Origin of the sequence: Bradyrhizobium agreste (assembly GCF_016031625.1) — a bacterium.
Lineage (GTDB): Bacteria > Pseudomonadota > Alphaproteobacteria > Rhizobiales > Xanthobacteraceae > Bradyrhizobium > Bradyrhizobium agreste.
The window spans coordinates 129175-152884 of sequence record NZ_JACCHP010000005.1 but is presented as its reverse complement, the minus strand read 5'-3'; the positions used below and the strand labels follow the sequence as shown (position 1 = coordinate 152884).

The following is a 23710-nucleotide window of genomic DNA, read 5'->3' as shown; positions in this document are numbered from 1 at the left end:
GCTAGAACAGCGACTTTGCCGCGGCGGAGGCGACGCTCACCACGGGCCCCGCGAACAGCGCAAACAGGATGTTGAACAGGCCCGCGACCGCCAGCACCGTCCGCACCTCGATGCGCACCGGATCGACCTGGCCGGCCGGCTCGTCGAAATACATCGTCTTGACGATGGCGAGATAATAATAGGCGCCGACGACGCTGGTCAGCACGCCGATCACGGCGAGCGTGAACAGGTTCGCCTTGATCGCAGCGACGAACACGTACCATTTGGCGAAGAAGCCGGCGAGCGGCGGGATGCCGGCAAGCGAAAACAGCAGCATCGCGAACATGAAGGCGAGCAGCGGATTGGTGCGCGACAGGCCGGCGAAATCGCTGATCTGCTCGACGGCCTGGCCGTTGCGCTTCATGGCGAGGATGATGGAGAACGAGCCCAGCGTCATCGCGACATAGATCACGATGTACATCAGGACGCCCTGCGCGCCTTCCACCGTGCCGGAGGCAAGGCCGACCAGCGCGAAGCCCATGTGGCCGATCGAGGAATAGGCCATCAGGCGCTTGATGTTGCTCTGGCCGATCGCGGCGAAGGAGCCCAGCGCCATCGAGGCGATCGACACGAACACCAGGATCTGCTGCCACTGCGAGACGATGCCCGGGAATGCAGTCAGCGTGACGCGGGTGAAGACGGCGAGCGCGGCGACCTTCGGCGCCGAGGCGAAGAAGGCGGTGACCGGGGTCGGCGCGCCCTCGTAAACGTCTGGCGTCCACATGTGGAACGGCACGGCCGAAACCTTGAAGCAGAGGCCGACGAGCAGGAAGACAAGGCCGAACACGAGGCCGACATTCGAGACCGTCGCGGCCGCGGCGATGCCGGTGAAGCTGACGGTGCCGGTGAAGCCATAGACCAGCGATGCCCCGTACAGCAGCATGCCCGAGGACAGTGCGCCGAGCACGAAATACTTCAGGCCGGCTTCGGTCGACTTGGCGTTGTCGCGGTTCGAGGCCGCCACGACGTAGAGCGCCAGCGACATCAATTCGAGGCCGAGATAGAGCGAGATCAGGTCGCCGGCCGAGATCAGCACCATCATGCCGAGGGTCGAGAGCAGCACCAGGATGGAATATTCGAAGATGCGGCGCGACGGGTCGGACAGGAACTCGGTCGACAGGATCAGCGTCACCGCCGAGCCGATCAGCGCAAGGATCTTCATGAAGCGGGCGAAATCGTCAACGATGAAGCTGCCGCCGAACGTCACCTGCTTGCCCACGGGCTGCATGTAGACGAGCGCGCCGACCACGATCAGAAGCACCACCGCCAGCGACGTCACGGTCCTGGTCGTCTCCTGCCCGCGATAGGCCCCGAGCATGAGAAGCGCCATGGCGCCGACCGCGAGCACGAGCTCGGGCAGCACCGGCGCCAGTTGATAACCTGCAGTCGAAAAGCTCATGGCGATATCCTGACCTGCCCGATCACTGGAGCAGTGCGGCGGCCTTCACGGCCGTCACGGCGGAGTTGTAATTGTTGACGAGTTGCTGGACCGAGGCGGCCGACATGTCGAGCACCGGCTTCGGCCAGACGCCGAACAGGATCGTCAGCGCGATCATGGGAAACAGCGTCAGGCACTCCCGGAAGGTGAGATCCTTCATGCTCGCCAGCGACGGCTTGACCAACGCCCCGAACACGACCTTGCGGTAGAGCCACAGCGCATAGGCGGCCGAGAGGATCACGCCGAAGCTGGCGAAGAACGCGGTCGGGATCGAGACCTTGAAGGTACCGAGCAGCGTCATGAACTCGCCGACGAAGCCGCTCGTGCCGGGCAGGCCGACATTGGCCATGGTGAACACCATGAAGGTCATCGCGTAGAGCGGCATCCGATTGACGAGGCCGCCATAGGCCGCGATCTCGCGGGTGTGCAGGCGGTCGTAGACGATGCCGACGCAGAGGAACAGCGCGCCGGAGACGATGCCGTGCGAGATCATCTGGAACATACCGCCGGCGACACCCTGCATGGTGCCGGCGAAGATGCCCATGGTGACGAAGCCCATATGCGCGACCGACGAGTACGCAATCAGCTTCTTCATGTCCTCCTGCATCAATGCCACCAGCGAGGTGTAGATGATGGCGATGGCCGAGAGCGTGAAGATCAGCGGCGCGAAGTCGTGCGAGGCCAACGGGAACATCGGCAGCGAGAAGCGCAGGAAGCCGTAACCGCCCATCTTCAAGAGGATCGCGGCAAGGACGACGGAGCCCGCGGTCGGCGCCTCGACGTGGGCGTCGGGCAGCCAGGTGTGCACCGGCCACATCGGCATCTTCACCGCAAAGGAGGCGAAGAAGGCGAGCCATGCCCAGGTCTGCAAGGACCGCGGCACGGCGGTGTGCATCAGGGTCGGGATGTCGGTGGTGCCGCCGTTCCAGTACAGCGCCATGATGGCGAGCAGCATCAGGACCGAGCCGAGCAGCGTGTAGAGGAAGAACTTGAACGAGGCGTAGACCCGCCGCGGGCCGCCCCAGACGCCGATGATCAAGAACATCGGGATCAGGCCGCCCTCGAAGAACAGGTAGAACAGCACCAGATCGAGCGCCGAGAAGGTGCCGACCATCAGCGTCTCCAGGATCAGGAACGCCATCATGTATTCGCGGACGCGGCTCGTGATCGCCTTCCAGCTCGCGATGATGCAGAACGGCATCACGGCGGTGGTGAGGATCACCAGCGGCAGCGAGATGCCGTCGACACCCATGTGGTAGGTGATGCCGGTGGCGAGCCAGTTCGCCTTCTCGACGAACTGGAAGTCGGGATTTGCGGGATCGAAGCGCATGACCAGGATCACCGACACCGCGAAGGTGATCAGCGTGGTCCAGAGCGCGATCCAGCGCGAATTGCGCTTGGCCGCCTCATCATCGCCACGGCTGAGATAGACGATCAGCGCGCCGACCAGCGGCAGGAACGTCGTGACCGAAAGAATGGGCCAGGTTGTCATTTACTGGCCTCCAAAGCCGAACATGAACCAGGTGATCAGGCCGGCGGCGCCGATCAGCATGGCGAATGCATAGTGATAGAGATAGCCGGTCTGGATCTTGACGACATTGCGGGTGACGTCCAGCACGCGGGCCGAGACGCCGTCGGGGCCGAAGCCGTCGATGATGAAGCCGTCGCCCTTCTTCCAGAGCTGGTAGCCGATCCACTTCGCCGGACGGACGAAGATGAAGTCGTAGAGCTCGTCGAAGTACCATTTGTTGAGCAGGAACTGGTACAGCCCCGGCTGCTCCTTGGCGAGTTGGACCGGGATGTAGGGCCGCTGGATATAGAACAGGTACGAGATCAGGAAGCCCACCACCATCATCACCGTCGGCAGGAAAGCGATGGTCGCGGGGATGTGGTGCATCTCCTCGATGATGTGCGGGTTCATCTTCACGGACTCACGGAAGAACTCCTCGATGCCGTGGCCGGCGAACAGCTCCTTGAACGGGAAACCAGCCAGGATCGAGCCGACCGCGAGCACGCCGATCGGGATCAGGATCCAGAGCGGAGCCTCATGCGCGGCCTCGTAATGATGCTCGTCATGCGGCTCGCCGTGGAAGGTCTTGAAGATCAGGCGCCAGGAGTAGAACGAGGTCAGGCCGGCGGCGACGACCGTCATCAGGAAGCCGTACACCGCGAACGGATTGTGCGAGGCGTAGGCGGACTCGATGATCGCGTCCTTGGAGAAATAGCCGGCCGTGAGCGGGAAGCCGGTCAGGGCCAGCGTGCCGACCATCATCACCGCATAGGTGTAGGGGATCTTCTTCCAGAGGCCGCCCATGTTGCGGATGTCCTGCTCGTGGTGCATCGCGTAGATCACCGAGCCGGAGCCTAAGAACAGCAGCGCCTTGAAGAAGGCGTGCGTGAACAAATGGAACATGCCGACCGAATAGGCCCCTGCCCCCATCGCCACGAACATGTAGCCGAGCTGCGAGCAGGTCGAGTAGGCGACGATGCGCTTGATGTCGTTCTGGACGAGGCCGATGGTCGCGGCAAAGAACGCCGTGGTCGCGCCGAAGAACATCACGACGGCCTGGGCGGTCGGCGCGAGCTCGAACAGCGGCGACAGACGCGCCACCATGAACACGCCGGCGGTGACCATGGTCGCGGCGTGGATCAGCGCCGACACCGGGGTCGGGCCTTCCATCGCGTCCGGCAACCAGGTGTGCAGCAGGAACTGGGCGGACTTGCCCATCGCGCCCATGAACAGCAACAGGCAGGTCAGGGTCAGCGCGTCGGCGTGCCAGCCCAGGAAGTTGATGGTCTTGCCGGTGAGGCCGGGCGCGGCGTGGAAGATGGTCTCGAAATCGGTCGAGCCGACCAGCATGAAGACCGCGAAGATGCCGAGCGCGAAGCCGAAATCGCCGACGCGGTTGACCACGAAGGCCTTGATGGCGGCGGCGTTCGCCGAGGGCCTCTGATACCAGAAGCCGATCAGCAGGTAGCTGGCTAGGCCCACGCCTTCCCAGCCAAAGAACAGCTGCACCAGGTTGTCGGCCGTCACCAGCATCAGCATGGCGAAGGTGAACAGCGAGAGATAGCCAAAGAAGCGCGGCCGGTTCGGGTCCTCGTCCATGTAACCGATGGAATAGAGGTGCACGAGCGAGGACACGGTCGTCACCACCACCAGCATCACGGCCGTGAGCGTATCGACGCGCAGCGTCCACCAGACCTGGAGGTCGCCGGAGAAGATGAAAGGCATCAGCTGGATACGGGCGTCATGGTGCATGAAGCCGACATCGACCAGCGTCATCCAGGACAGCGCCGCCGCGACGAACAGCAGTCCGGTGGTGATCAGCTCGGCAGCGCGCGAGCCCGCCGCAGGCGGCTCGGCCGGACCGTGACCGTCATGCCCGTCACCGGGCTCGTGATGCGTCTCGTGAATGACGGATGCATCCTCGTTGATCGTATCGGACGCATGCGCATGCGCGCCGTTGCCGTGGTCGCCGTGATGCTCGACCTCGTCGCCCGAGGGGTTGCGGGCATGCGCGCCCACAAGCGCGATCAGGCCGGCCAAAATGGCGCCCAGCAGAGGCAGGAAAACGATCGCCTGAACCATTTGAGAGCTCAGCCCTTCATCAGATTGACGTCCTCAACCGCGATCGAGCCGCGGTTGCGGAAATAGACCACCAGGATGGCGAGGCCGATCGCAGCTTCCGCAGCAGCGACCGTCAGCACCAGCAGCGCAAAGACCTGGCCGACGATGTCGCCGAGGAAGGTCGAGAACGCCACGAGGTTGATGTTGACCGAGAGCAGGATCAGCTCGATCGACATCAGGATGACGATGATGTTCTTGCGGTTCAGGAAGATGCCGAGGATCCCGAGCGTGAACAGGATCGCGCCGACCGCCAGATAATGTCCGAGCCCGATCGTCATTTCACCCACTCCGCAGCATCGGCGTCCGAGAGCCCCTGCCCCGACGCGACCTTGCGCATCGCCATCGCCATGTCGGGCGTGCGTGCGTTCTGAACGTTGATGTCCTGCCGCTTGACCTTCGCCTTGTGCCGCAGCGTCAGCACGATCGCACCGATCATCGCGACCAGCAGCACCATGCCGGCGAGCTGGAAGTAGTGGATGTACTTCGTATAGAGCACGAGACCGAGCGCCTCGGTATTGCTGACATTGGCCGGGATCGCCGCCGTGATCGCCTTGGAGACGCCGGGGTTGATGACCCAGAAGCCGACGGTGAGCAGCAGCTCGAACAGGAAGATGCCGCCGATCACGAGGCCGACCGGCAAGTACTCGATGAAGCCCTCGCGCAGCTCGAGGAAGTCGACATCGAGCATCATGATCACGAACAGGAACAGCACCGCGACCGCGCCGACATAGACGACGATCAGCATCATGCCGAGGAACTCGGCGCCCATCAGCACGAACAGGCCGGAAGCGTTGACGAAGGCCAGGATCAGGTACAGCACGGAGTGCACGGGATTGCGCGAGACAATCACCATCACGGCCGAGGCGACGCAGACGCCGGCGAAGAGGTAGAAGAACAGCGCGGGAAGGATCATCGAGAAACTCCCGTCATTCCGGGGCGCGCGCCAGCGCGAACCCGGAATCCAGAGATTGTGGCGCGAGATTCCGGGTTCGCGCTTCGCGCGCCCCGGAATGACGAGAGGATGGCGGGAAGGATCATGCCCTCACCTCACCGGTACGGCGCGTCGAGCTCGATCGCCTTCGCGATCTCGCGTTCCCAGCGGTCGCCGTTGGCGAGCAGCTTGGCCTTGTCATAATAGAGTTCCTCGCGGGTCTCGGTCGCGAACTCGAAGTTCGGGCCTTCGACGATGGCGTCGACCGGACAGGCCTCCTGGCAGAGGCCGCAATAGATGCACTTCACCATGTCGATGTCGTAGCGCACGGTGCGGCGGGTGCCGTCGTTGCGGCGCGGGCCGGCCTCGATGGTGATGGCCTGTGCCGGGCAGATCGCCTCGCACAGCTTGCAGGCGATGCAGCGCTCTTCCCCGTTCGGATAGCGGCGCAGCGCGTGCTCGCCGCGGAAGCGCGGCGAGATCGGATTCTTCTCGAACGGATAGTTGATGGTCGGCTTCGGCTGGAAGAAGTAGCGCATGGCGAGGAAGAACGCCGAGACGAATTCCGACAGCAGAAGCGAGCGTGCAGTGGCGTTGACGTTGATACCCATGACGGCCCTCACTTCGGCGCGATGCCGGCGAAATGCAGCACGCCGGCCACCACGACCACCATCACAAGCGACAGCGGCAGGAACACCTTCCAGCCGAGGCGCATCAGTTGATCGTAGCGGTAGCGCGGCACAATCGCCTTTGCCATCGCGAACAGGAAGAACATGAAGAACACTTTGAGCGAGAACCAGATGATCCCCGGAACCCAGTTGAAGGGCGGCAGGTCCACCGGCGGCAGCCAGCCACCGAGGAACAGGATCGTCGCCAGTGCGCACATCGTGACGATCGCGACATACTCGCCGAGCATGAACAAGAGGTACGGCGTCGAGCCGTATTCGACCATGAAGCCGGCGACGAGCTCGGATTCGGCTTCGACGAGGTCGAAGGGCGGACGGTTGGTTTCCGCCAGCGCGGAGACGTAGAACACCACGAACATCGGGAACAGCGGCCAGACGTACCAGTTCAGGATCGTCAGCTGCGGCAGCCCGATCAGGCTGGCAAGGCCGCGCGCATGCTGGGCCTCGACCACGGCCGAGAGGTTCAGCGTTCCGGCGCAGAGCAGCACGGTGATGATGACGAAGCCGATCGAGACTTCGTAGGACACCATCTGCGCCGCCGAGCGCAGCGCGGCCAGGAACGGGTATTTCGAGTTCGACGACCAGCCGGCCATGATGATGCCGTAGATCGACAGCGACGAGATCGCGAAGATGAAGAGGACCCCGACATTGATGTCGGAGATCACCCAGCCGAGATTGGTGGGGATCACCGCCCAGGCGGCGAGCGCGAGCACGCAGGACACCAGCGGCGCCAGCAGGAACACGCCCTTGTTGGCGCCGGCCGGGATGATCGGCTCCTTCAGCACGAACTTCAAAAGGTCGGCGAAGGACTGCAGCAGACCCCAGGGGCCGACCACGTTCGGGCCGCGGCGGATCTGCACCGCCGCCCAGATCTTGCGGTCGGCGAGCAGGATGTAGGCGATCGCCACCAAGAGGACGACGAGCACCAGGACGCTCTGCGCGACCATGATGATCAGCGGCCAGAGAAATCCGGTCCAGAATGCGCTTTCGAAGAATTCCATCAGATCACGCTCACTCCGCTGCGGTCAGCATCTGCCCGGAGGCGAGGCGCGAGCATTCCGCCATCACGGCGGACGCACGCGCGATTGGGTTGGTCAAATAAAAGTCCTCGACCAGGGGCTTGAACGGCGCCTTCTCGGGCGAGCCGCCCTTCCCGGCCAGCTTCTTGACCTGGTCGGCCGATCCGGCCTCGATCTGATCGAGACGGATCAGATGCGGCACGGCCTTGAACACCGCCTGGCGCAGCTGCGCAAGCGAGTCGTAGCCGAGCTTCTTGCCGAGCGCTTCCGACAGCGCACGGATGATCGCCCAGTCCTCGCGGGCCTCGCCCGGCGGGAACGCGGCGCGGCCGGTCATCTGCACGCGGCCTTCGGTGTTGACGTAGATCGCGGACTTCTCGGTGTAGGCGGCTGCCGGCAGGATGACGTCGGCGCGGTGTGCGCCGCGATCACCATGGGTGCCGATATAGACGACGAAGGTGCCGTCCGGCGCCTTGATCTCGTCGGCCCCGAGCAGGAACAGCAAGTCGAGCGTGCCGAAGGTCGTCATCTGCGCGGCATTGAGGCCGCCGCCGGTTGCGGCAAAGCCGATGTCGAGCGCGCCGACGCGCGAGGCGCTCTCGTGCAGCACGCCAAAACCGTTCCAGCCGTCCTTCACTGCGCCGACATCGAGCGCGAGCTTGGCAGCGGCAGCAAGAATGGCGGCGCCGTCGTGACGGGCGGCCGCGCCCGCCCCGACCAGGATGACCGGGGTCTTGGCGTTCTTCAGCACGTCCATGAAGGAATGCTTGCCGGCCGCGAGCTCACCCAGCGTCTCGGTGCCCGCGCCGAGATGGTCGTAATCATAGGTCAGATCGGCCTTGGCACCGATCACACCGACCTTGAAGCCGCCGGCGCGCCAGCGCTTGCGGATGCGGGCGTTGAACACGGCCGCCTCCTTCCGCGGGTTCGCGCCGATGATGAGCAGCGCGTCGGCCTGCTCGATGCCGGCGAGCGTCGGGTTGAAGATGTAGGAGCCACGGCCGAGCGCCGGATCGAAGGCGTCGCCGCCCTGCACCGCCAGATTGGTCGAGCCATATTTGCCCAAGAGATCCTTCAGCGCGAACATCTCCTCGACGCCGGCGAGATCACCGGCGATCGCGCCGATGCGCTTGCCGTCGGTGCGGGCCGCCTTGGCGGCAATGGCGGCGAAGGCCTCGGGCCAGCTCGCGGCGCGCAGCTTGCCGGCTTCGCGGATATAGGGCCGGTCAAGACGCTGGGTGCGCAGGCCGTCGACCACGTGCCGGGTCTTGTCCGAGATCCACTCCTCGTTCACGGCCTCGTTGATGCGCGGCAGGATCCGCATCACCTCACGGCCGCGGGTGTCGACGCGGATCGCAGAGCCAAGACCGTCCATGACGTCGATCGACTGGGTCTTGCCGAGCTCCCACGGGCGCGCCGCGAAGGCATAGGGCTTCGAGGTCAGCGCGCCAACCGGGCAGATGTCGACGAGGTTGCCCTGCAGTTCCGACGTCAGCGCGTGCTCGAGATAGGTCGTGATCTCCATGTCCTCGCCGCGGCCGGTGGCGCCCATCTCGGGCGCGCCGGCCACTTCCGCCGAGAAGCGGACGCAGCGCGTGCACTGGATGCAGCGGTTCATCGAGGTCTTAACCAGCGCGCCGAGATACTTGTCCTCGACCGCGCGCTTGTTCTCGGCGAAGCGGCTGGTGTCGACACCATAGCCCATCGCCTGGTCCTGCAGATCGCACTCGCCGCCCTGATCGCAGATCGGGCAGTCCAGCGGATGGTTGATCAGAAGGAATTCCATCACGCCTTCGCGTGCCTTCTTCACCATCGGCGACCGCGTCGAAATCTCCGGCGGCTCGCCCTTGGGGCCCGGACGGCAGTCGCGCACGCCCCAGGCGCAGCTCGCGACCGGCTTCGGGCCGCCCTTCACCTCGACGAGGCACATCCGGCAATTGCCGGCGATCGACAGCCGCTCGTGATAGCAGAAGCGCGGAATCTCGGCGCCGGCCGCCTCGCACGCCTGAAGCAGCGTGTACTCGGCGGGGACATCGATCTCTTTGCCGTCGATGATGAGCTTGGTCATACGTCAGTCTTCCTCAATGCGGCTGCTCGACGAGATCGAGCCTTCGCTCGATCCGCTCGACACGTGCTTCGAGACGGTCGAGCCGACGGTTCACACCAGCCAATCCTTCCTCAACCGAGGTCAGCCGAACCTTCACGTCAAGCATCTCATCAACCACGCGATCAAGCTTCTCATCGAAGCGACGCAGGTACTGAAGCACGATGTTGTCGGGCTGGTCCGTCATCACCCTCTCCTACTCCGCCGCGACCATGTTGACGGGATCGCGGACGCCGATGTCGTCGACATCGGCCTTGTGCGAATATTGGTCGATGCGCGCTTCGATCTCGTGACGGAAGTGCGTGATCAGGCCCTGGATCGGCCAAGCCGCGGCATCGCCGAGCGCGCAGATGGTGTGGCCTTCGACCTGCTTCGTCACCTCCAGCAGCATGTCGATCTCGCGCTTGTGGGCGCGGCCCTCAGCCATGCGGGTGAGAACGCGCCACATCCAGCCCGTGCCCTCGCGGCACGGCGTGCACTGGCCGCAGCTCTCGTGCTTGTAGAAGTAGGAGATGCGGGCAATCGCACGGATCAGGTCGGTCGACTTGTCCATCACGATCACGGCGGCGGTGCCGAGGCCCGAGCGCAGCTTGCTCAAGGAGTCGAAATCCATCGGCGTGTCGATGATCTGCTCGGCCGGCACCATGCGCACCGACGAGCCGCCCGGGATCACGGCCTTGAGGTTGTCCCAGCCGCCGCGAATGCCTCCGCAATGCTTGTCGATCAGCTCACGGAACGGGATGCCCATGGCCTCTTCGACGTTGCAGGGCCGCTCGACATGGCCGGAGATGCAGAACAGTTTGGTGCCGACATTGTTCGGACGGCCGATGCCGGCGAACCATGCCGCGCCGCGGCGCAGGATATCAGGCGCAACGGCGATGGACTCGACGTTGTTGACCGTGGTCGGGCAGCCGAACAGACCGACGTTCGCCGGGAACGGCGGCTTCAGCCGCGGCTGGCCCTTCTTGCCCTCGAGGCTTTCGAGCAGCGCGGTCTCCTCGCCGCAGATATAGGCGCCGGCGCCGTGAGCGACGTAGAGGTCGAACGGCCAGCCGTTGACGTTGTCCTTGCCGATCAGCTTGGCTTCATAGGCCTGGTCGATCGCGGCCTGCAGGCGCTCGCGCTCGCGGATGAACTCGCCGCGGACATAGATGTAGCAGGCATGCGCGTTCATCGCGAAGCTCGCGATCAGGCAGCCCTCGACCAACAGATGCGGATCGTGCCGCATGATCTCGCGGTCCTTGCAGGTGCCGGGCTCGGACTCGTCGGCATTGACGACGAGATAGCTCGGCCGGCCGTCGGTCGATTCCTTCGGCATGAAGGACCATTTCAGACCGGTCGGGAAGCCGGCGCCGCCGCGGCCGCGCAGGCCGGAGGCCTTCATCTCGTTGATGATCCAGTCGCGGCCCTTGTCGATGATATTCTTGGTGCCGTCCCAGGCGCCGCGGCGCCGCGCACCCTCCAGCCCCCAATCATGGAGGCCGTAGAGATTCTTGAAGATACGGTCCTTGTCCTCGAGCATATCAGTGCTTTCCGATCAACGATTGGACTGCTTGTAGGCAAGTCCGGCGGCGCAGACGGCGAAGGTCAGCGCCCAGAGCGAAGCCGATTCCAGCGATGCGTTCAGGCCGAAGCGCTGCAGCAGGAAGATGAAGGCGGCCGCCACCGCGGCGTGCATCGCGATGAAGCTCCACTTCTTCATGCCACCGCTCCTCTGCACCAAAGGCTGCGAGAGATCACGCATCAGGTGGTCTCCTTGAGCGTGGTCGGCCCGGTGATCGGCGCCGAGAACTGGCGGCCGTTCTGCGGGCCCGGCTTGGGCGGATTGCCCGAAGCGAAGCCATCGAGCACCTTGCCGAAGCTTTCCTTGGTCAGGTCCTCATAGGTGTCCTTGCCGATCAGCACCATCGGCGCGTTCACGCAGGCGCCCAGGCACTCCACCTCTTCCCAGCTGAAATTGCCGTCCTTGGAAAGATGAAAGGGCTCGTGATGGATGCGGTGCTCGCAGACGTGGATCAGGTCCTCGGCGCCGCGCAGCCGGCACGGCGTGGTGCCGCAGACCTGGATGTGGGCCTTCTTGCCGACCGGGGCCAGCTGGAACATGGTGTAGAAGGTCGCGACTTCCAGCACGCGGATATAGGGCATGTCGAGCATGTCGGCGATGACGCGGATGGCGGCTTCCGACACCCAGCCCTCGTTCTGCTCCTGCGCGCGCCAGAGGATGGCGATGACGGCGGAAGCCTGGCGGCCGGCGGGATATTTCGCGATCTGCTGCCGGGCGAATGCGAGGTTCTCCTCCGTGAACGCAAAGCTCGCGGGCTGGACTTCCTTCGGTGCTAATCGGCGAACGGACATAGCTTGATCTCTCACTGCATGCGGCGCGCGGACTTGGCATTCAGATTTTTGGCATTCAGGTTCTTGGCGTTGAGGGCTTCGATCCTGTCCTGCCAGAATGCGCTTGCGGTGCCGAAAACGTTGTAGCCGACGTGGGTCGAGACCTTGATGCGGTCGAGGATCGACAGCTCGGTCACGGTCTCCATGCGGTTGCTGCGCGGATCGAACACGATCAGCTTCAGCGGGGTCTGTTCGAGGATGAAGCGCGACACGGCATGAGAACGGTCGCTGCCGTGCTCCTCGCACATGACGACGCTGTCGGCCTGAAGCAGCCGTGCCCCGCCCTTGATCGCCTCGATCTCGACGCCCTCGACGTCGAGCTTGATCAGGTACTTGCCGGTGGCCGCGACCTTGCCGTCCTCGATCAAATTGTCGAGCGCGATCACCGGCACCTCCTCGCCGCCCGCCGACTGATCGCCGGCGATGCTGAAGGCCTCGTGCTTGGTGCCCGACAGACGCGCGGTGCCGCGCGCCGCGCCGATGGCGCATTTCACGGTCTCGAAGCGGCCAGCGTTGATGCGGGCATTGTTGGCGAGCTTCGGGTAGTTCTGGCCCGACGGCTCGATCGCGATCGCCTTGTGCGCGCCGAACGGCTTGCTCGAGACCAGCACCGACCAATAGCCGTAATTGGCGCCGCAATCGAGCAGCGTGTAGTCGACATCGATGGAGTCGGCGAACAAGAGCTCGAGCTCGTCCTCGTAGATGTAGGAGCGGTTGAGCAGCTTGCTCCAATAGCCGTCGCCGTAAGGGAATTCGAACACCGCGTCGGGATTGAGCCTGATGGCGATGTTGCGCTCGGGCAGCGTCTTGCGCAGCAAATTCGCGCAGGCGATGTAGCCCATATGCGAGAAGTGCGAGGAGATCTTCGATCCCGTCACCAGCGCCAAGGCAGCCGTCCGCTCCCACAGGTTGGCCCCTTCAAGGGCCCCCGACGCGCGGTCAAACTGGATTGGCGCCTGCGCCATCACCGATCGACCTCTCCGAACACGATGTCGAGCGAGCCGAGGATCGCCGAGACGTCGGCCAGCAGATGGCCGCGGCAGATGTGATCCATCGCCTGCAGATGGGCAAAGCCCGGCGCGCGGATCTTGCACTTGTAGGGCTTGTTGGTGCCGTCAGCGACGAGATAGACGCCGAACTCGCCCTTGGGCGCCTCGACCGCGGCATAGATTTCGCCGGCCGGCACGTGGACGCCTTCGGTGTAGAGCTTGAAGTGGTGGATCAGCGCTTCCATCGAGCGCTTCATCTCGCCGCGGCGCGGCGGCGCCACCTTGTTGTCCTCGACGACGACGGGGCCCTTGCCGTCGGGCGCATTCAGCTTCTGGATGCACTGCTTCATGATGCGCACGGACTGGCGCATCTCTTCCATGCGGATCAGATAGCGGTCGTAGCAGTCGCCGTTCTTGCCGATGGGGATGTCGAAATCCATCTCGGCGTAGCATTCATAGGGCTGCGACTTGCGCAGATCCCAGGCCGCGCCCGAGCCGCGCACCATGACGCCCGAGAAGCCCCATTCCCAGGCTTCCCTGAGCGGGACCACGCCGATATCGACGTTGCGCTGCTTGAAGATGCGATTGGCGGTAAGCAGCCGGTCGAGATCGTCAACGACCTTCAGGAACGGATCGCACCAGGCCTCGATGTCGTCGATCAGCTTCTGCGGCAGGTCCTGGTGCACGCCGCCGATGCGGAAATAGGCTGCATGCATGCGGCTGCCCGAGGCGCGCTCGTAGAACACCATCAGCTTCTCGCGCTCTTCGAAGCCCCACAGCGGCGGGGTCAGCGCGCCGACGTCCATCGCCTGTGTGGTGACGTTGAGCAGATGCGACAGGATACGGCCGATCTCGCAATAGAGCACGCGGATCAGCTGGCCGCGGCGCGGCACCTCGATGCCGAGCAGCTTTTCGGCGGCGAGGCAGAAGGCGTGCTCCTGGTTCATCGGCGCGACGTAGTCGAGCCGGTCGAAATAAGGGATCGCCTGCAAGTACGTCTTCTGCTCGATCAGCTTCTCGGTGCCGCGATGAAGCAGGCCGATATGCGGGTCGACGCGCTCGACGACCTCGCCGTCCAATTCGAGCACGAGACGCAGCACGCCGTGCGCCGCAGGATGCTGCGGCCCAAAGTTGATGGTGAAGTTACGGAGGTTCTCAGGTTGTTGATTCATGATCAGACCTTCGGCCCCGCCTTTTCATCGCCCGGCAGCGGATAGTCCGCCCCTTCCCACGGCGACAAGAAATCAAACTTGCGGAATTCCTGGTTGAGCCGGACCGGCTCGTACACCACCCGCTTCTCCTGGTCGTCGTAGCGGACCTCGACGAAGCCGGTGAGCGGAAAATCCTTGCGCAGCGGATGGCCCTCGAAGCCGTAATCCGTGAGGATGCGGCGCATGTCGGGGTGGCCGACGAAGAACACGCCGTAGAGGTCATAGGCTTCGCGCTCGAACCAGTCGGCGCCGGGGAAGACGTCGATCAGCGACGGCACCTGCGTGGTCTCGTCGGCCTGCGCCTTGAGCCGGATCCGCGCGTTCAGCGTCGGCGACAGGAAATGATAGATCACGTCGAAGCGCTTCTCGCGATCCGGGTAGTCCACCGCCGTGATGTCGGTGATGTTGACGAAACGGCAGTTCGGGTCATCGCGGAGGTACTTGACCACCTCGACGATCCTGGCGGCCTCGACGTCCACGGTGAGCTGGTTGAAGGCCACCGAGTGACCGGTCGCGGCGCCCGGAAGCGCGCTAACGATCGTCTGCCCCAGGGCGTCGAGCTTGGCGTCGTCCATGACGTTAAACCTTAGCGTTCGATGGTGCCGGTGCGCCGGATCTTCTTCTGCAGCAGCAGCACGCCGTAGAGCAGCGCTTCCGCCGTGGGCGGGCAGCCCGGCACGTAGATGTCGATCGGCACGATGCGGTCGCAGCCGCGCACGACCGAGTAGGAATAGTGATAATAGCCGCCGCCATTGGCACAGGAGCCCATCGAGATGACGTAGCGCGGCTCGGGCATCTGGTCGTAGACCTTGCGCAGCGCCGGCGCCATCTTGTTGGTCAGCGTTCCCGCAACGATCATCACGTCGGACTGGCGCGGCGAGGCACGCGGGGCGAAGCCGAAGCGCTCGACGTCGTAGCGCGGCATCGAGACCTGCATCATCTCGACGGCGCAGCAGGCCAGACCGAAGGTCATCCACATCAACGAGCCGGTGCGCGCCCACGTGATGAGGTCGTCGGTCGCGGCGACGAAGAAGCCCTTGTCGGACAGCTCGGAATTGACCTCAAGGAAGAACGGATCATTGGCCCCGACCGGCTTGCCGGTGGAGGGATCCAGGATGCCCTTGGGGGCCGGCGCAACGACCGGAGCCAAGGACTGAGTAGGAGGGTTCAATCCCATTCCAGAGCCCCTTTTTTCCATTCATAGGCGAACCCGACCGTCAGCACGGCGAGGAACACCACCATGGACCAGAAGCCAGTCGCGCCAAGCTTGCCGAACGCCACCGCCCAGGGAAACAGAAACGCCACCTCGAGGTCGAAGATGATGAAGAGGATGGCGACCAGGTAGAAGCGAACGTCGAACTTCATGCGGGCGTCGTCGAAGGCGTTGAAACCGCACTCATAGGCCGACAGCTTTTCGGGGTCCGGCTGCTGGAACGCCACGATGAAGGGCGCGATCAGCAGCACGAGGCCGATGAGGCCCGCTACCCCTATAAAGACGACGAGTGGAAGATAGTTCTGCAGAATGCCGCTCATTGGCGAGCCCTCTTTCCCGCAGCCTCGGGACAGCCACGGATTCGTCCGATTTGGAATTATTCTGAGCCTTAGCGCAGTGCACCAATGGGCGCAAGACACGCTGTTTTCAGGCCCTTTGCCGCCCCCAGAACGGTGAAAATCCCGGAATCACCCCGCGGCAGGTATGGAGCAGATCGCCATGGCCAGCAAGGGCCACGGTCTCGCAGGTCAGCCGTTCGGGCATTGCGGCGCTCGCGCCGAGGCAGCTATTCGCTGTGTGCTGACCGACCAAAATGCTTAGGCTTTGGTGCGGCTGCGCACCCGGCCCCGGCAATCGCCGCCGCGGGGGCGATTTCCCCCGCTTGTCGCGGCGACATAGTTTGCCGATGGTCCTTTAAGCCGGCGCGACCAGGAGACCAATGCTGGTGCCGCCGCCTCAGGTGCAGGACCTGTCCACAGCCCTGAGTAATCAGAGGAGCCATGCGTCATCACAGGACCGGGGCTCGTCCGGCGAATGTGCCCGCAATTGGCTCCGAGCCGGCCGCGAGCGCGGCGGCGACCTGCCCGTCGCGCGCGCCGCGCTCGGATGAGCTTCGGGCCGGGGGGCATGGCCCGCGAGCTCATCGTGACGGCGGATCAGCGGACGCCCGGGCAGTGCCGAGCGAACGTCACCATCAGTTGCGCTTGGTCCCAGAGCCTTCCGGCCCTGCCCTCGCCTGTCCTCACCATTTGTAGGAGACGCTGGCGGTGACGCGGCGACGGTCGCCGTAGAAGCAGGAGGAAGCCGACGCGCAGCTTGCGACATAGATCTTGTCAGTCACGTTGATCACGTTGAGTGCCGTCCGCCAGTTCTGCCATTCGTAGTGGAGCGCGAGATCGCCGAGTACGACGGCGGGAACTTCGAGCGTGTTCGCCGTGTCGGCCCAGGACGAGCCGATATAGCGGACGCCGCCGCCGAAGCCGAAGCCCTCAAGCGGGCCGTCCTTGAAGGTGTAGTCGGCCCAGCCCGAGACCAGGAGCTCCGGCGTGTTGGTCGGCGTCTTGCCGACCAGCGCCGGATCCAGATCCTTGCTGTTGAAGAGATGATAGGCCGTGAAGGCGCCGATGAACTTCAGCTCCTTCGTGGCATTGGCCACCGCTTCCAACTCGATGCCGCGCGACGTCACCTCTCCTGTCTGGTTCTGCAGCACCGGAACGATCCCCGCGCCCGTGGTCGTCGTCACGTTCTGGCGCACCAGATCGAACACCGAGGCGGTGAAATAGCCGTCGAACCCCTTCGGCGCGACCTTCACGCCGATTTCGGCCTGCTTGCCGGTCTCCGGCAGGAACAGCTGGTTCTGCGCGTTGAGACCGATAATCGGGTTGTAGCTCGTCGAGTAGGAGACGTAGGGCGCGATGCCATTGTCGAAATTATAGATCAGCCCGGCACGGCCGCTGAACCTGCTGTCGTCGCGGCTGGCAACGGTCGCCCCGGTATCCCGGGCTTCCTGTGTTGTCTCAACCCAATCGTTGCGGCCGCTCAGCACCAGCGTGAAATTGCCGAGCTTCATCTGGTCCTGCAGATAGGTGCCGGCCTGCTTCTGCGTGATCAGGAAGTTGCGGAACGGCGAGCCCGGCAACGGAACCTCGGCTCCGCCATAGGCCGGATTGAAGACGTTGATCGCGGGCACACCGAACCCGAAGGCCTGGTAATCGTCGATCTGATAGCCCCGCAGATCGACACCGAACAGCATCGTGTGCCTGACCGGACCGGTGTTGAAGCGATACTCGAGCTGATTGTCGAGATTGGCCTGATTGGCCGTGTTCTTCGCATACCAATTGTAGCGATTGAGCGTGGCCGTGTTGATGTTGGCCCAATCGTTGCCGACATAGCCGCGGTAGGTGATGTCGACATGCGCGAACCGCGCATTCTGGCGGAACGTGAGGTCGTCGGTGAGATGACGCTCGAACTGGTAGCCGAGCATCTCCTGCTCGCGCTTGAACTTGTCGACGCTGGGATCGCCGGCGAAGAAGCTGGTCGGGATCTTGCCGAAGGGCGCGCTGGTCACCGTGCCCTGATAGGGCAGGAAGTTGATGCCGCGGGTATCCTGCTTCGAGGCAGAAGCAAGCACCGTGAAGCTCGTGTCGGCATCCGGCTTCCACGTGACCGACGGCGCGATGAAGTAGTTGTTATCAGGCGTGAAGTCGACCTGCGTGCCGCCGTTCTGAACCTGACCGACCACGCGCGCGAACAGCTTGCCGTTGTCAGAAGAGGTCGCGACAGGGCCGCCCATGTCGAAGCTGACATAGGCGTTGCCGAAATTGTTGACGCCCGCCTCGATGTAGCGGATCGGCTCGGCCGGCGGCATCTTGCTGATGACGTTGACGATGCCGCTCGGACTCGATCCGCCGTAAAGCACCGCCGACGGCCCGCGCAGCACCTCGACCCGCTCCATGTTGGGAGTCTGCAGCTTCCAGCTGGCATAGGAGGTGTAGAACAGCTGCATGCCGTCGAGGAACAGGCCGATATCCTCGGACTTGAAGCCGCGGATCAGCCACCAATCGTTGCGGGTGTCCGTACCGAAGGTCCCTGCCCGCACGCCGGCGGTGTAGCGCAGGACCTCGTCGAGCTTGTTCGGCTTCTGGTCCCGGATCTGCTCGGCGCCGATCACGGACACCGCCTGCGGCGTCTCCATGATCGGCGTGTTGGTCTTGGTACCCGACGAACTGCGGCCGGCGACGTAACCGTTCACCGGACCGCGCGGCGTCTCGATGAAGCCGACTTCGCGCCGTGGCTGCGGCCTGTTCCTGTTGGCCGTCTGCACCGACGATGACCGCGGCGTACGGCGCTGAGGGGACGTGGCGGCCGCGCGGCGGCGCGCTTCCGGCGCCGTGACCGTCACCGACGGAATGTTCTGCGCGCCACTCTGCGCGGACGGTTGTGCAAGCGATGCCTGAGGCATCAAAACCCAAGCGGATGCGGTCGCCAACACGGCCGACCGCAGCATTCCAAGACTGTACAACGCGCCACCCCAAAGCTGCATGTTCGATGCGTCATGCCGCCTGTCCCGGAACGCCATGCGCTTGGGGTGACGCTTATGTGAGGGCGCGCGAATTCCCTAATTGAAAGCCTCTTAGAACGACTCTTAGAAGCACTCCAACGTTTTCCGGCGTGGCGGCAAACGTGCAGTCGGGCAAATTCAGATTTTCGGAATTCTCGTCGGGAGCCGGCCGCTCGCCTGGTCTCCCCTCCCCCGGCCCATGCCGCCGCACCGGCGATCTCGGGCTCACGGGACAAAACTCGCCGGTTGGGGCAGATGAAACCATTTTGCGGAACCCGCGAAACCATCCGGAAACAGATGGTCCTTAGAAGATGAGCCCATAGACGGCGGCAAAGCCCGTCGGGAGGCTCTGATGAACCACTCAATTCATTCTGCTGATCGTGCGACCCACCTGAAGATCGTGGTGGTGGCGCTGGTGGCCGGCATTGCCGTGGCCGGCTTCGGGATCGCGGCCCGCACCCATGCCGATTACAGCCAGACGGCCCAATCCACACACGTCGTCAAGGCCGGCAAGCCGGTGGTGGTGACCAGCGCCGGCACGTCCGAGATTCGCTGATGCCTGCCTTTTGGGCTGACCATGGGCCGCCGCCGGGCGGCCTTTTTCGTTTTCCAGAGCAACGCTTAGCAGGGACGGCCGGGGGAAGCGCAACGTCCTTGACTTCACCATGTCCCCCCTTTAAGTCCCCCCTCGTTCCGCGCGCGTTCAGCGAACCACGCGGGAGTAGCTCAGTTGGTTAGAGCGCCGGCCTGTCACGCCGGAGGTCGCGGGTTCGAGCCCCGTCTCTCGCGCCATTTTTGGCAATCCCCTCATCATCTTAGCCCGAACTTCTCGACGCCTTTCGCGGCTCCGCGCGCCATTTCAGGCGGCCGCCGGGAACTCCAGGCATAGTCAGCCCGCGCCCGAATCGTCTACGCCTGGAAGGACTTAGAGGGATCCCACATCATCGGCTTTTCTGGGACTCCCTGTCATTGGACGATGAGGAGGCCAGACATGGCTAAGAAGGATCCGGCCAAGAAGGAGTCGGCGAAGAAGGCGGCCGCGCCCGCCACGATCACACTCAAGCACCTCGCCGCCGACATTGCCGAGCGCCAGGATGTCTCCAAAAAGCACGCCGAGGCCGTGCTGACCGACATGGTCGATCTGATCGCCAAGCACCTCAAGAAGGGCGACCGGGTCCGCATTGTCGGCCTCGGCATCCTCCAGGTCCGCAAGCGCGCCGCCCGCACCGGCCGCAATCCTTCCACCGGAGAAGCAATCCCCATCAAGGCCACCCGGAAGGTCGCGTTCCGCCCGGTGAAGGAACTGAAGGAGGCGATCTGAGGCCACCTAACCCTGAGCCGAGCCCGTTCCGGCCGCATCACGGCCCGCTTTTCTGCTATACCGCCAGCTTCCCGACACCCGGCGGTTTGACCAGAAATGTCCTCCCTCACTTTTTCGCATACCGTGACCGAGCGCTTCCTGCGCTACGTCACCATCGATACCCAGTCCGATCCGGAATCTCCCGGCTCGCCGTCGACCGAGAAGCAGAAGGATCTCGGCCGCGTGCTCGCTGCCGAGTTGCGGGCCATGGGCGTTGCGGACGCGCATCTCGACGATTACGGCTACGTCTATGGAACGATCCCGGCCAACACCGACAAGAAGGTGCCGGTGATCTGCTTCTGCTCGCACATGGACACCTCGCCCGACGTCACCGGCAAGGACGTCAAGCCGCAAATCGTGAAGGACTATCGCGGCGGCGACATCGTCCTGCCCGGCGACACCAGTCAGGTGATCCGCTTCAACGAGCACCCCGCGCTGAAGCACCAGATCGGCAACGACATCATCACCACCGACGGCACCACGCTGTTGGGGGCCGACAACAAGGCCGGCGTTGCCGAGATCATGGATGCCGCGCATTTCTTCCTCAACAACCCCGACGTGAAGCACGGCACCATCAAGATCCTGTTCACGCCGGACGAGGAGATCGGGCGCGGTGTCGACAATGTCGACCTGAAGAAGCTGGGCGCCGATTTCGGCTACACGATGGACGGCGAGAGCGCCGGCTGCGTCGAGGACGAGACCTTCTCGGCCGACGGCGCCACCATCACCATCAACGGCGTCAGCGCCCATCCCGGCTACGCCAAGGGCAAGATGGAGCACGCGATCAAGATCGCCGCCGCCATCGTCGAGCGTCTGCCGAAGGAGGGCTGCTCGCCCGAGACCACCTCGGGCAAGCAAGGATTTCTGCATCCGATCGGCATCGACGGCGCGCTCGAACAGGCGACGCTCTCCTTCATCGTCCGCGACTTCACCGAGGAAGGGCTGAAGGAGAAGGAGGTGCTGCTCGAGGGCATCGTCAAGGACGTGATGAAGGACTATCCGCGCTCGACCTACACGTTCGAGGTCAAGGAGCAGTACCGCAACATGAAGCAGGTGATCGATCGTCACCCGCACGTGCTCGAATACGCCATCGAGGCGATCCGCCGCGCCGGCCTGCGCCCGATGCGCACCGCGATCCGCGGCGGCACCGACGGCTCCCGCCTGTCGTTCATGGGACTGCCCTGCCCCAACATCTTCGCCGGCGAGCACGCGTTCCATTCGCGGCTCGAATGGGTCAGCCGGCAGGACATGGAAAAGGCGGTGGAGACCATCGTGCATCTGGCGATGATCTGGGAAGAGAAGGCCTGACCCTTCCTGCAGACGTCGACGATGGCCGGGCTTGCCGCCCGGCCATTTCCATTTGCTCCATTTGCGTGAGCGCTCCTACGGCACCGGCATTGCGCGCGGATTGCGATGGAAGCGGTTGGCGCTCGCCATCCACTTCGGCAGCGGCTCTCCATCACGATGCCGGCCGCCGGCAACGGCCGCAGCCCAGGCCACCGCGGCGCCGATCAGGGTCGCGGCGGCGACCGAGAACGCCACGATGATCGAGTTGCGTCGCGCGCGGTTGATGGCCGTCTTGGATTCTGCGATCAGCGCATCAACCCGCCGCTCGGCATCGGGGGCCGCCAGTCCCGTGACGCCGGCGACCTGTTGCACGAGATAGGCTCGGTCATCGGTGCTGACGCCGCTGTGGCTGGACGACGTCATCAGGATACGTCCCGCTTCTGCCCGCGCTTCCCTCAGGTCGGTGTTCGGTGCGCGGCGCGGCGCGCGGAACAGCTTGTCGAGCTCGTAGCTCAGCAGCGGCTCGGCCGCCGAGGTGTTGCTCGCCGAACTGCGCATCGGCGAGCGGTCGATCGCGGCAGCGCCGAGAAGCGCCAGCAGCGCTGCGCCGGCCAGGACCGCCAGCGCCCAGGCGGTCAACCCGTGAAGCCCGTCCCGCCGCTCGCGGTCATCTTCGATGGTTGTGAGCGCAGGCTCGGACCGGGTCGTCCGGCCGGCGACGTAACCGCCGAACCCGAAGCTGACGATCGCCTGGATGATCAGATACAGCCCGGAAAGCAGCGCCAGCGCCGCCGAGGCATCGCGCCAGCTCGGCGAGGCCGAACTGACACCGAGACCGATCGCGACACCAAATCCGATCAGGATGAACGACATTGCGCTCGCAGCAAGCGCGCCCGCGAACACCGAGCTCCACTGGATGGTTCGAGGCGCCTCGCCTGCCAGCCCGCCTTCCATGACCTCTTCCCGCATCAGAGTTTCGACCGTCATCGCGGCGCACTCAGCGCAGGCCGAAGAACGACAGGATCGCCATGATGACGACGATCAGGCCGATCAGATAGATCAATCCGTCCATAGTCCGTCCTCCTCAGTTCTTCTGCTCGCTAATCGCGAGCTATGAGGAACGTTCCTAATTGGACAGATCGTATGGAACGAACTTGGTAGATGCGGGTTGTCTGTCCAAGTCCCAAGGATAGAGATTGTGAGCACATGAGGCCTCAGCCGGCTCGTCCGGCTGGGGCCTTTCCGCGTTGCGGCCGGCTCGTCCCCTCCTGTCGTATGTTAAGGACGCCGGAGCCGGGATCATCAATGATGCGATCAGGGCGGAACCTCCAGATCAGGAGAGGCGCGTGGACCGCAGAACGGCGTGCCTGCATCAGGCGAATGCATTCCGGGAGAAGGCCCTCGCCGATCCCGAGCACCACGACCAATGGATCGACGAAGCCATCAAATGGCTGGAACGGGCGATGGAAGCGAGCTGTCGGGCCGTTATCACCATGGAAAGCGACGATGGCAGCGAAGCTCCGGCCTCCACGATCGAAGCCGTGGCGCCACTTCGGCGCGCCATTGTCCGCCAGTGAGAGGCGCTGGCAAACGTATACACTGCTGCGGCAATTGTTCCAGAGACGTAACAATGTTGCGGGTCGACACTGTTCCCGCACCCATGCTAGGGCGGGCACAGACCGCAACCAGAGTGACCTCGTGCTCGCAAACCGCCGGCCCTCAGGATCCTGCCGCTCGCGCTCCTGGCGCGGGCTGCTGTCCGTGCTGATCGCGGCGGTCTATCTGCTCGCGGGCGCGCTGCACGGCGCGCACGACATCGACGTCACCACGCCCCGCGGCGGTTCGGAGATCGCCGCGGCCCTCGATGGCGCGGCCGGCCATGGCGACCACAAAGCCATCGGCGGACATCATTGCCACGGTTGCTTTTCGCTGACGGTGGCACAGCCGGCGCCGTCGACCGCGGCGATCACGCTCGTGTCGGCACCGGGCCCACAAAGGGCCCCTCGCCTCGCCGGAATTGCTCCCGAGACCGACTCTCCCCCTCCCAGACCTATAGCCTGAACGGATT

The 23710-nt window shown here is 64.2% G+C and carries 24 protein-coding genes and 1 tRNA gene; 6 read left to right on the top strand and 19 right to left on the bottom strand.

Features of this window, described 5'->3' with window-relative positions; genetic code table 11:
* Position 1: 1 nt before the first annotated feature.
* The 18 genes from nuoN to HZZ13_RS09160 form a co-directional block, all read right to left on the bottom strand.
* Entirely contained in the window at positions 2–1438 is a 1437-nt protein-coding gene (gene nuoN / locus HZZ13_RS09245; protein WP_197959309.1) for an NADH-quinone oxidoreductase subunit NuoN, read from the bottom strand.
* Between the two features lie 22 nt (positions 1439–1460).
* Positions 1461–2969 (bottom strand): NADH-quinone oxidoreductase subunit M, encoded by a 1509-nt coding sequence (locus tag HZZ13_RS09240; RefSeq protein ID WP_197959308.1) that lies wholly within the window; start codon positions 2967–2969, stop codon positions 1461–1463.
* On the bottom strand, positions 2970–5069 hold the full coding sequence (gene nuoL / locus HZZ13_RS09235) for an NADH-quinone oxidoreductase subunit L (protein WP_197959307.1): 2100 nt from the start codon (positions 5067–5069) through the stop codon (positions 2970–2972).
* A gap of 8 nt (positions 5070–5077) precedes the next feature.
* Positions 5078–5386 (bottom strand): NADH-quinone oxidoreductase subunit NuoK, encoded by a 309-nt coding sequence (nuoK, locus tag HZZ13_RS09230; RefSeq protein WP_008547737.1) that lies wholly within the window; start codon positions 5384–5386, stop codon positions 5078–5080.
* Positions 5383–6021, bottom strand: a complete 639-nt coding sequence (locus tag HZZ13_RS09225; protein WP_197950045.1) for an NADH-quinone oxidoreductase subunit J — start codon at positions 6019–6021, stop codon at positions 5383–5385. The genes nuoK and HZZ13_RS09225 overlap by 4 nt, the downstream gene beginning before the upstream one ends.
* A 134-nt stretch (positions 6022–6155) precedes the next feature.
* Positions 6156–6650, bottom strand: a complete 495-nt coding sequence (gene nuoI / locus HZZ13_RS09220; RefSeq protein WP_210342510.1) for an NADH-quinone oxidoreductase subunit NuoI — start codon at positions 6648–6650, stop codon at positions 6156–6158.
* An 8-nt stretch (positions 6651–6658) separates the two neighbouring features.
* Entirely contained in the window at positions 6659–7726 is a 1068-nt protein-coding gene (nuoH, locus tag HZZ13_RS09215) for an NADH-quinone oxidoreductase subunit NuoH (RefSeq protein ID WP_197959306.1), read from the bottom strand.
* A gap of 10 nt (positions 7727–7736) precedes the next feature.
* On the bottom strand, positions 7737–9812 hold the full coding sequence (gene nuoG, locus HZZ13_RS09210) for an NADH-quinone oxidoreductase subunit NuoG (RefSeq protein ID WP_197959305.1): 2076 nt from the start codon (positions 9810–9812) through the stop codon (positions 7737–7739).
* Positions 9813–9825: 13 nt separating this feature from the next.
* Complete coding sequence (locus HZZ13_RS09205; protein WP_197959304.1) at positions 9826–10035, bottom strand: hypothetical protein; 210 nt, start codon at positions 10033–10035, stop codon at positions 9826–9828.
* Between the two features lie 9 nt (positions 10036–10044).
* Positions 10045–11370, bottom strand: coding sequence for an NADH-quinone oxidoreductase subunit NuoF (gene nuoF / locus HZZ13_RS09200; RefSeq protein ID WP_183238902.1), 1326 nt, complete (start codon positions 11368–11370; stop codon positions 10045–10047).
* 15 nt (positions 11371–11385) lie between these two features.
* Complete coding sequence (locus tag HZZ13_RS09195) at positions 11386–11592, bottom strand: hypothetical protein (RefSeq protein ID WP_197959303.1); 207 nt, start codon at positions 11590–11592, stop codon at positions 11386–11388.
* A complete protein-coding gene (gene nuoE, locus HZZ13_RS09190; protein WP_197959302.1) occupies positions 11592–12203 on the bottom strand; it encodes an NADH-quinone oxidoreductase subunit NuoE in 612 nt (203 codons plus the stop codon). Before nuoE ends, HZZ13_RS09195 begins: the two co-directional genes overlap by 1 nt.
* 11 nt (positions 12204–12214) lie before the next feature.
* Entirely contained in the window at positions 12215–13207 is a 993-nt protein-coding gene (locus HZZ13_RS09185; RefSeq protein WP_197959301.1) for an FkbM family methyltransferase, read from the bottom strand.
* Positions 13207–14403 carry an NADH-quinone oxidoreductase subunit D gene (locus tag HZZ13_RS09180; RefSeq protein WP_197959300.1) on the bottom strand — a complete coding sequence of 399 codons (1197 nt, stop codon included), beginning with the start codon at positions 14401–14403 and terminating at the stop codon, positions 13207–13209. The genes HZZ13_RS09185 and HZZ13_RS09180 overlap by 1 nt, the downstream gene beginning before the upstream one ends.
* A gap of 2 nt (positions 14404–14405) precedes the next feature.
* On the bottom strand, positions 14406–15017 hold the full coding sequence (locus HZZ13_RS09175; RefSeq protein ID WP_197959299.1) for an NADH-quinone oxidoreductase subunit C: 612 nt from the start codon (positions 15015–15017) through the stop codon (positions 14406–14408).
* Positions 15018–15028: 11 nt separating this feature from the next.
* Positions 15029–15619, bottom strand: a complete 591-nt coding sequence (locus HZZ13_RS09170) for a NuoB/complex I 20 kDa subunit family protein (RefSeq protein ID WP_197959298.1) — start codon at positions 15617–15619, stop codon at positions 15029–15031.
* On the bottom strand, positions 15610–15975 hold the full coding sequence (locus HZZ13_RS09165) for an NADH-quinone oxidoreductase subunit A (protein WP_008136158.1): 366 nt from the start codon (positions 15973–15975) through the stop codon (positions 15610–15612). Before HZZ13_RS09165 ends, HZZ13_RS09170 begins: the two co-directional genes overlap by 10 nt.
* Before the next feature lie 701 nt (positions 15976–16676).
* On the bottom strand, positions 16677–18941 hold the full coding sequence (locus HZZ13_RS09160; protein ID WP_197959297.1) for a TonB-dependent siderophore receptor: 2265 nt from the start codon (positions 18939–18941) through the stop codon (positions 16677–16679).
* 406 nt (positions 18942–19347) lie between these two features.
* Between HZZ13_RS09160 and HZZ13_RS09155 the strand changes: the two genes are divergently transcribed.
* The 4 genes from HZZ13_RS09155 (at position 19348) to pepT (ending at position 21663) form a co-directional block, all read left to right on the top strand.
* The gene (locus HZZ13_RS09155) at positions 19348–19551 is read left to right on the top strand and encodes a hypothetical protein (protein WP_197959296.1); all 204 of its coding nucleotides are present in this window, start codon (positions 19348–19350) and stop codon (positions 19549–19551) included.
* A 159-nt stretch (positions 19552–19710) separates the two neighbouring features.
* Positions 19711–19787, top strand: a tRNA-Asp gene (locus tag HZZ13_RS09150).
* A 199-nt stretch (positions 19788–19986) separates the two neighbouring features.
* Positions 19987–20316, top strand: coding sequence for an HU family DNA-binding protein (locus HZZ13_RS09145; protein WP_197959295.1), 330 nt, complete (start codon positions 19987–19989; stop codon positions 20314–20316).
* Positions 20317–20412: 96 nt separating this feature from the next.
* The gene (gene pepT, locus HZZ13_RS09140; protein WP_197959294.1) at positions 20413–21663 is read left to right on the top strand and encodes a peptidase T; all 1251 of its coding nucleotides are present in this window, start codon (positions 20413–20415) and stop codon (positions 21661–21663) included.
* Between the two features lie 75 nt (positions 21664–21738).
* Here the strand turns inward: pepT and HZZ13_RS09135 are convergent, their stop codons facing one another.
* Complete coding sequence (locus HZZ13_RS09135) at positions 21739–22629, bottom strand: hypothetical protein (RefSeq protein ID WP_197959293.1); 891 nt, start codon at positions 22627–22629, stop codon at positions 21739–21741.
* A gap of 359 nt (positions 22630–22988) precedes the next feature.
* On the opposite strand from HZZ13_RS09135, the gene HZZ13_RS09130 reads away from it, so the two are divergent.
* Both HZZ13_RS09130 and HZZ13_RS09125 read left to right on the top strand, forming a co-directional pair.
* The gene (locus HZZ13_RS09130; RefSeq protein ID WP_197959292.1) at positions 22989–23219 is read left to right on the top strand and encodes a hypothetical protein; all 231 of its coding nucleotides are present in this window, start codon (positions 22989–22991) and stop codon (positions 23217–23219) included.
* Positions 23220–23340: 121 nt separating this feature from the next.
* Entirely contained in the window at positions 23341–23703 is a 363-nt protein-coding gene (locus HZZ13_RS09125) for a hypothetical protein (RefSeq protein WP_197959291.1), read from the top strand.
* Positions 23704–23710: the final 7 nt, after the last annotated feature.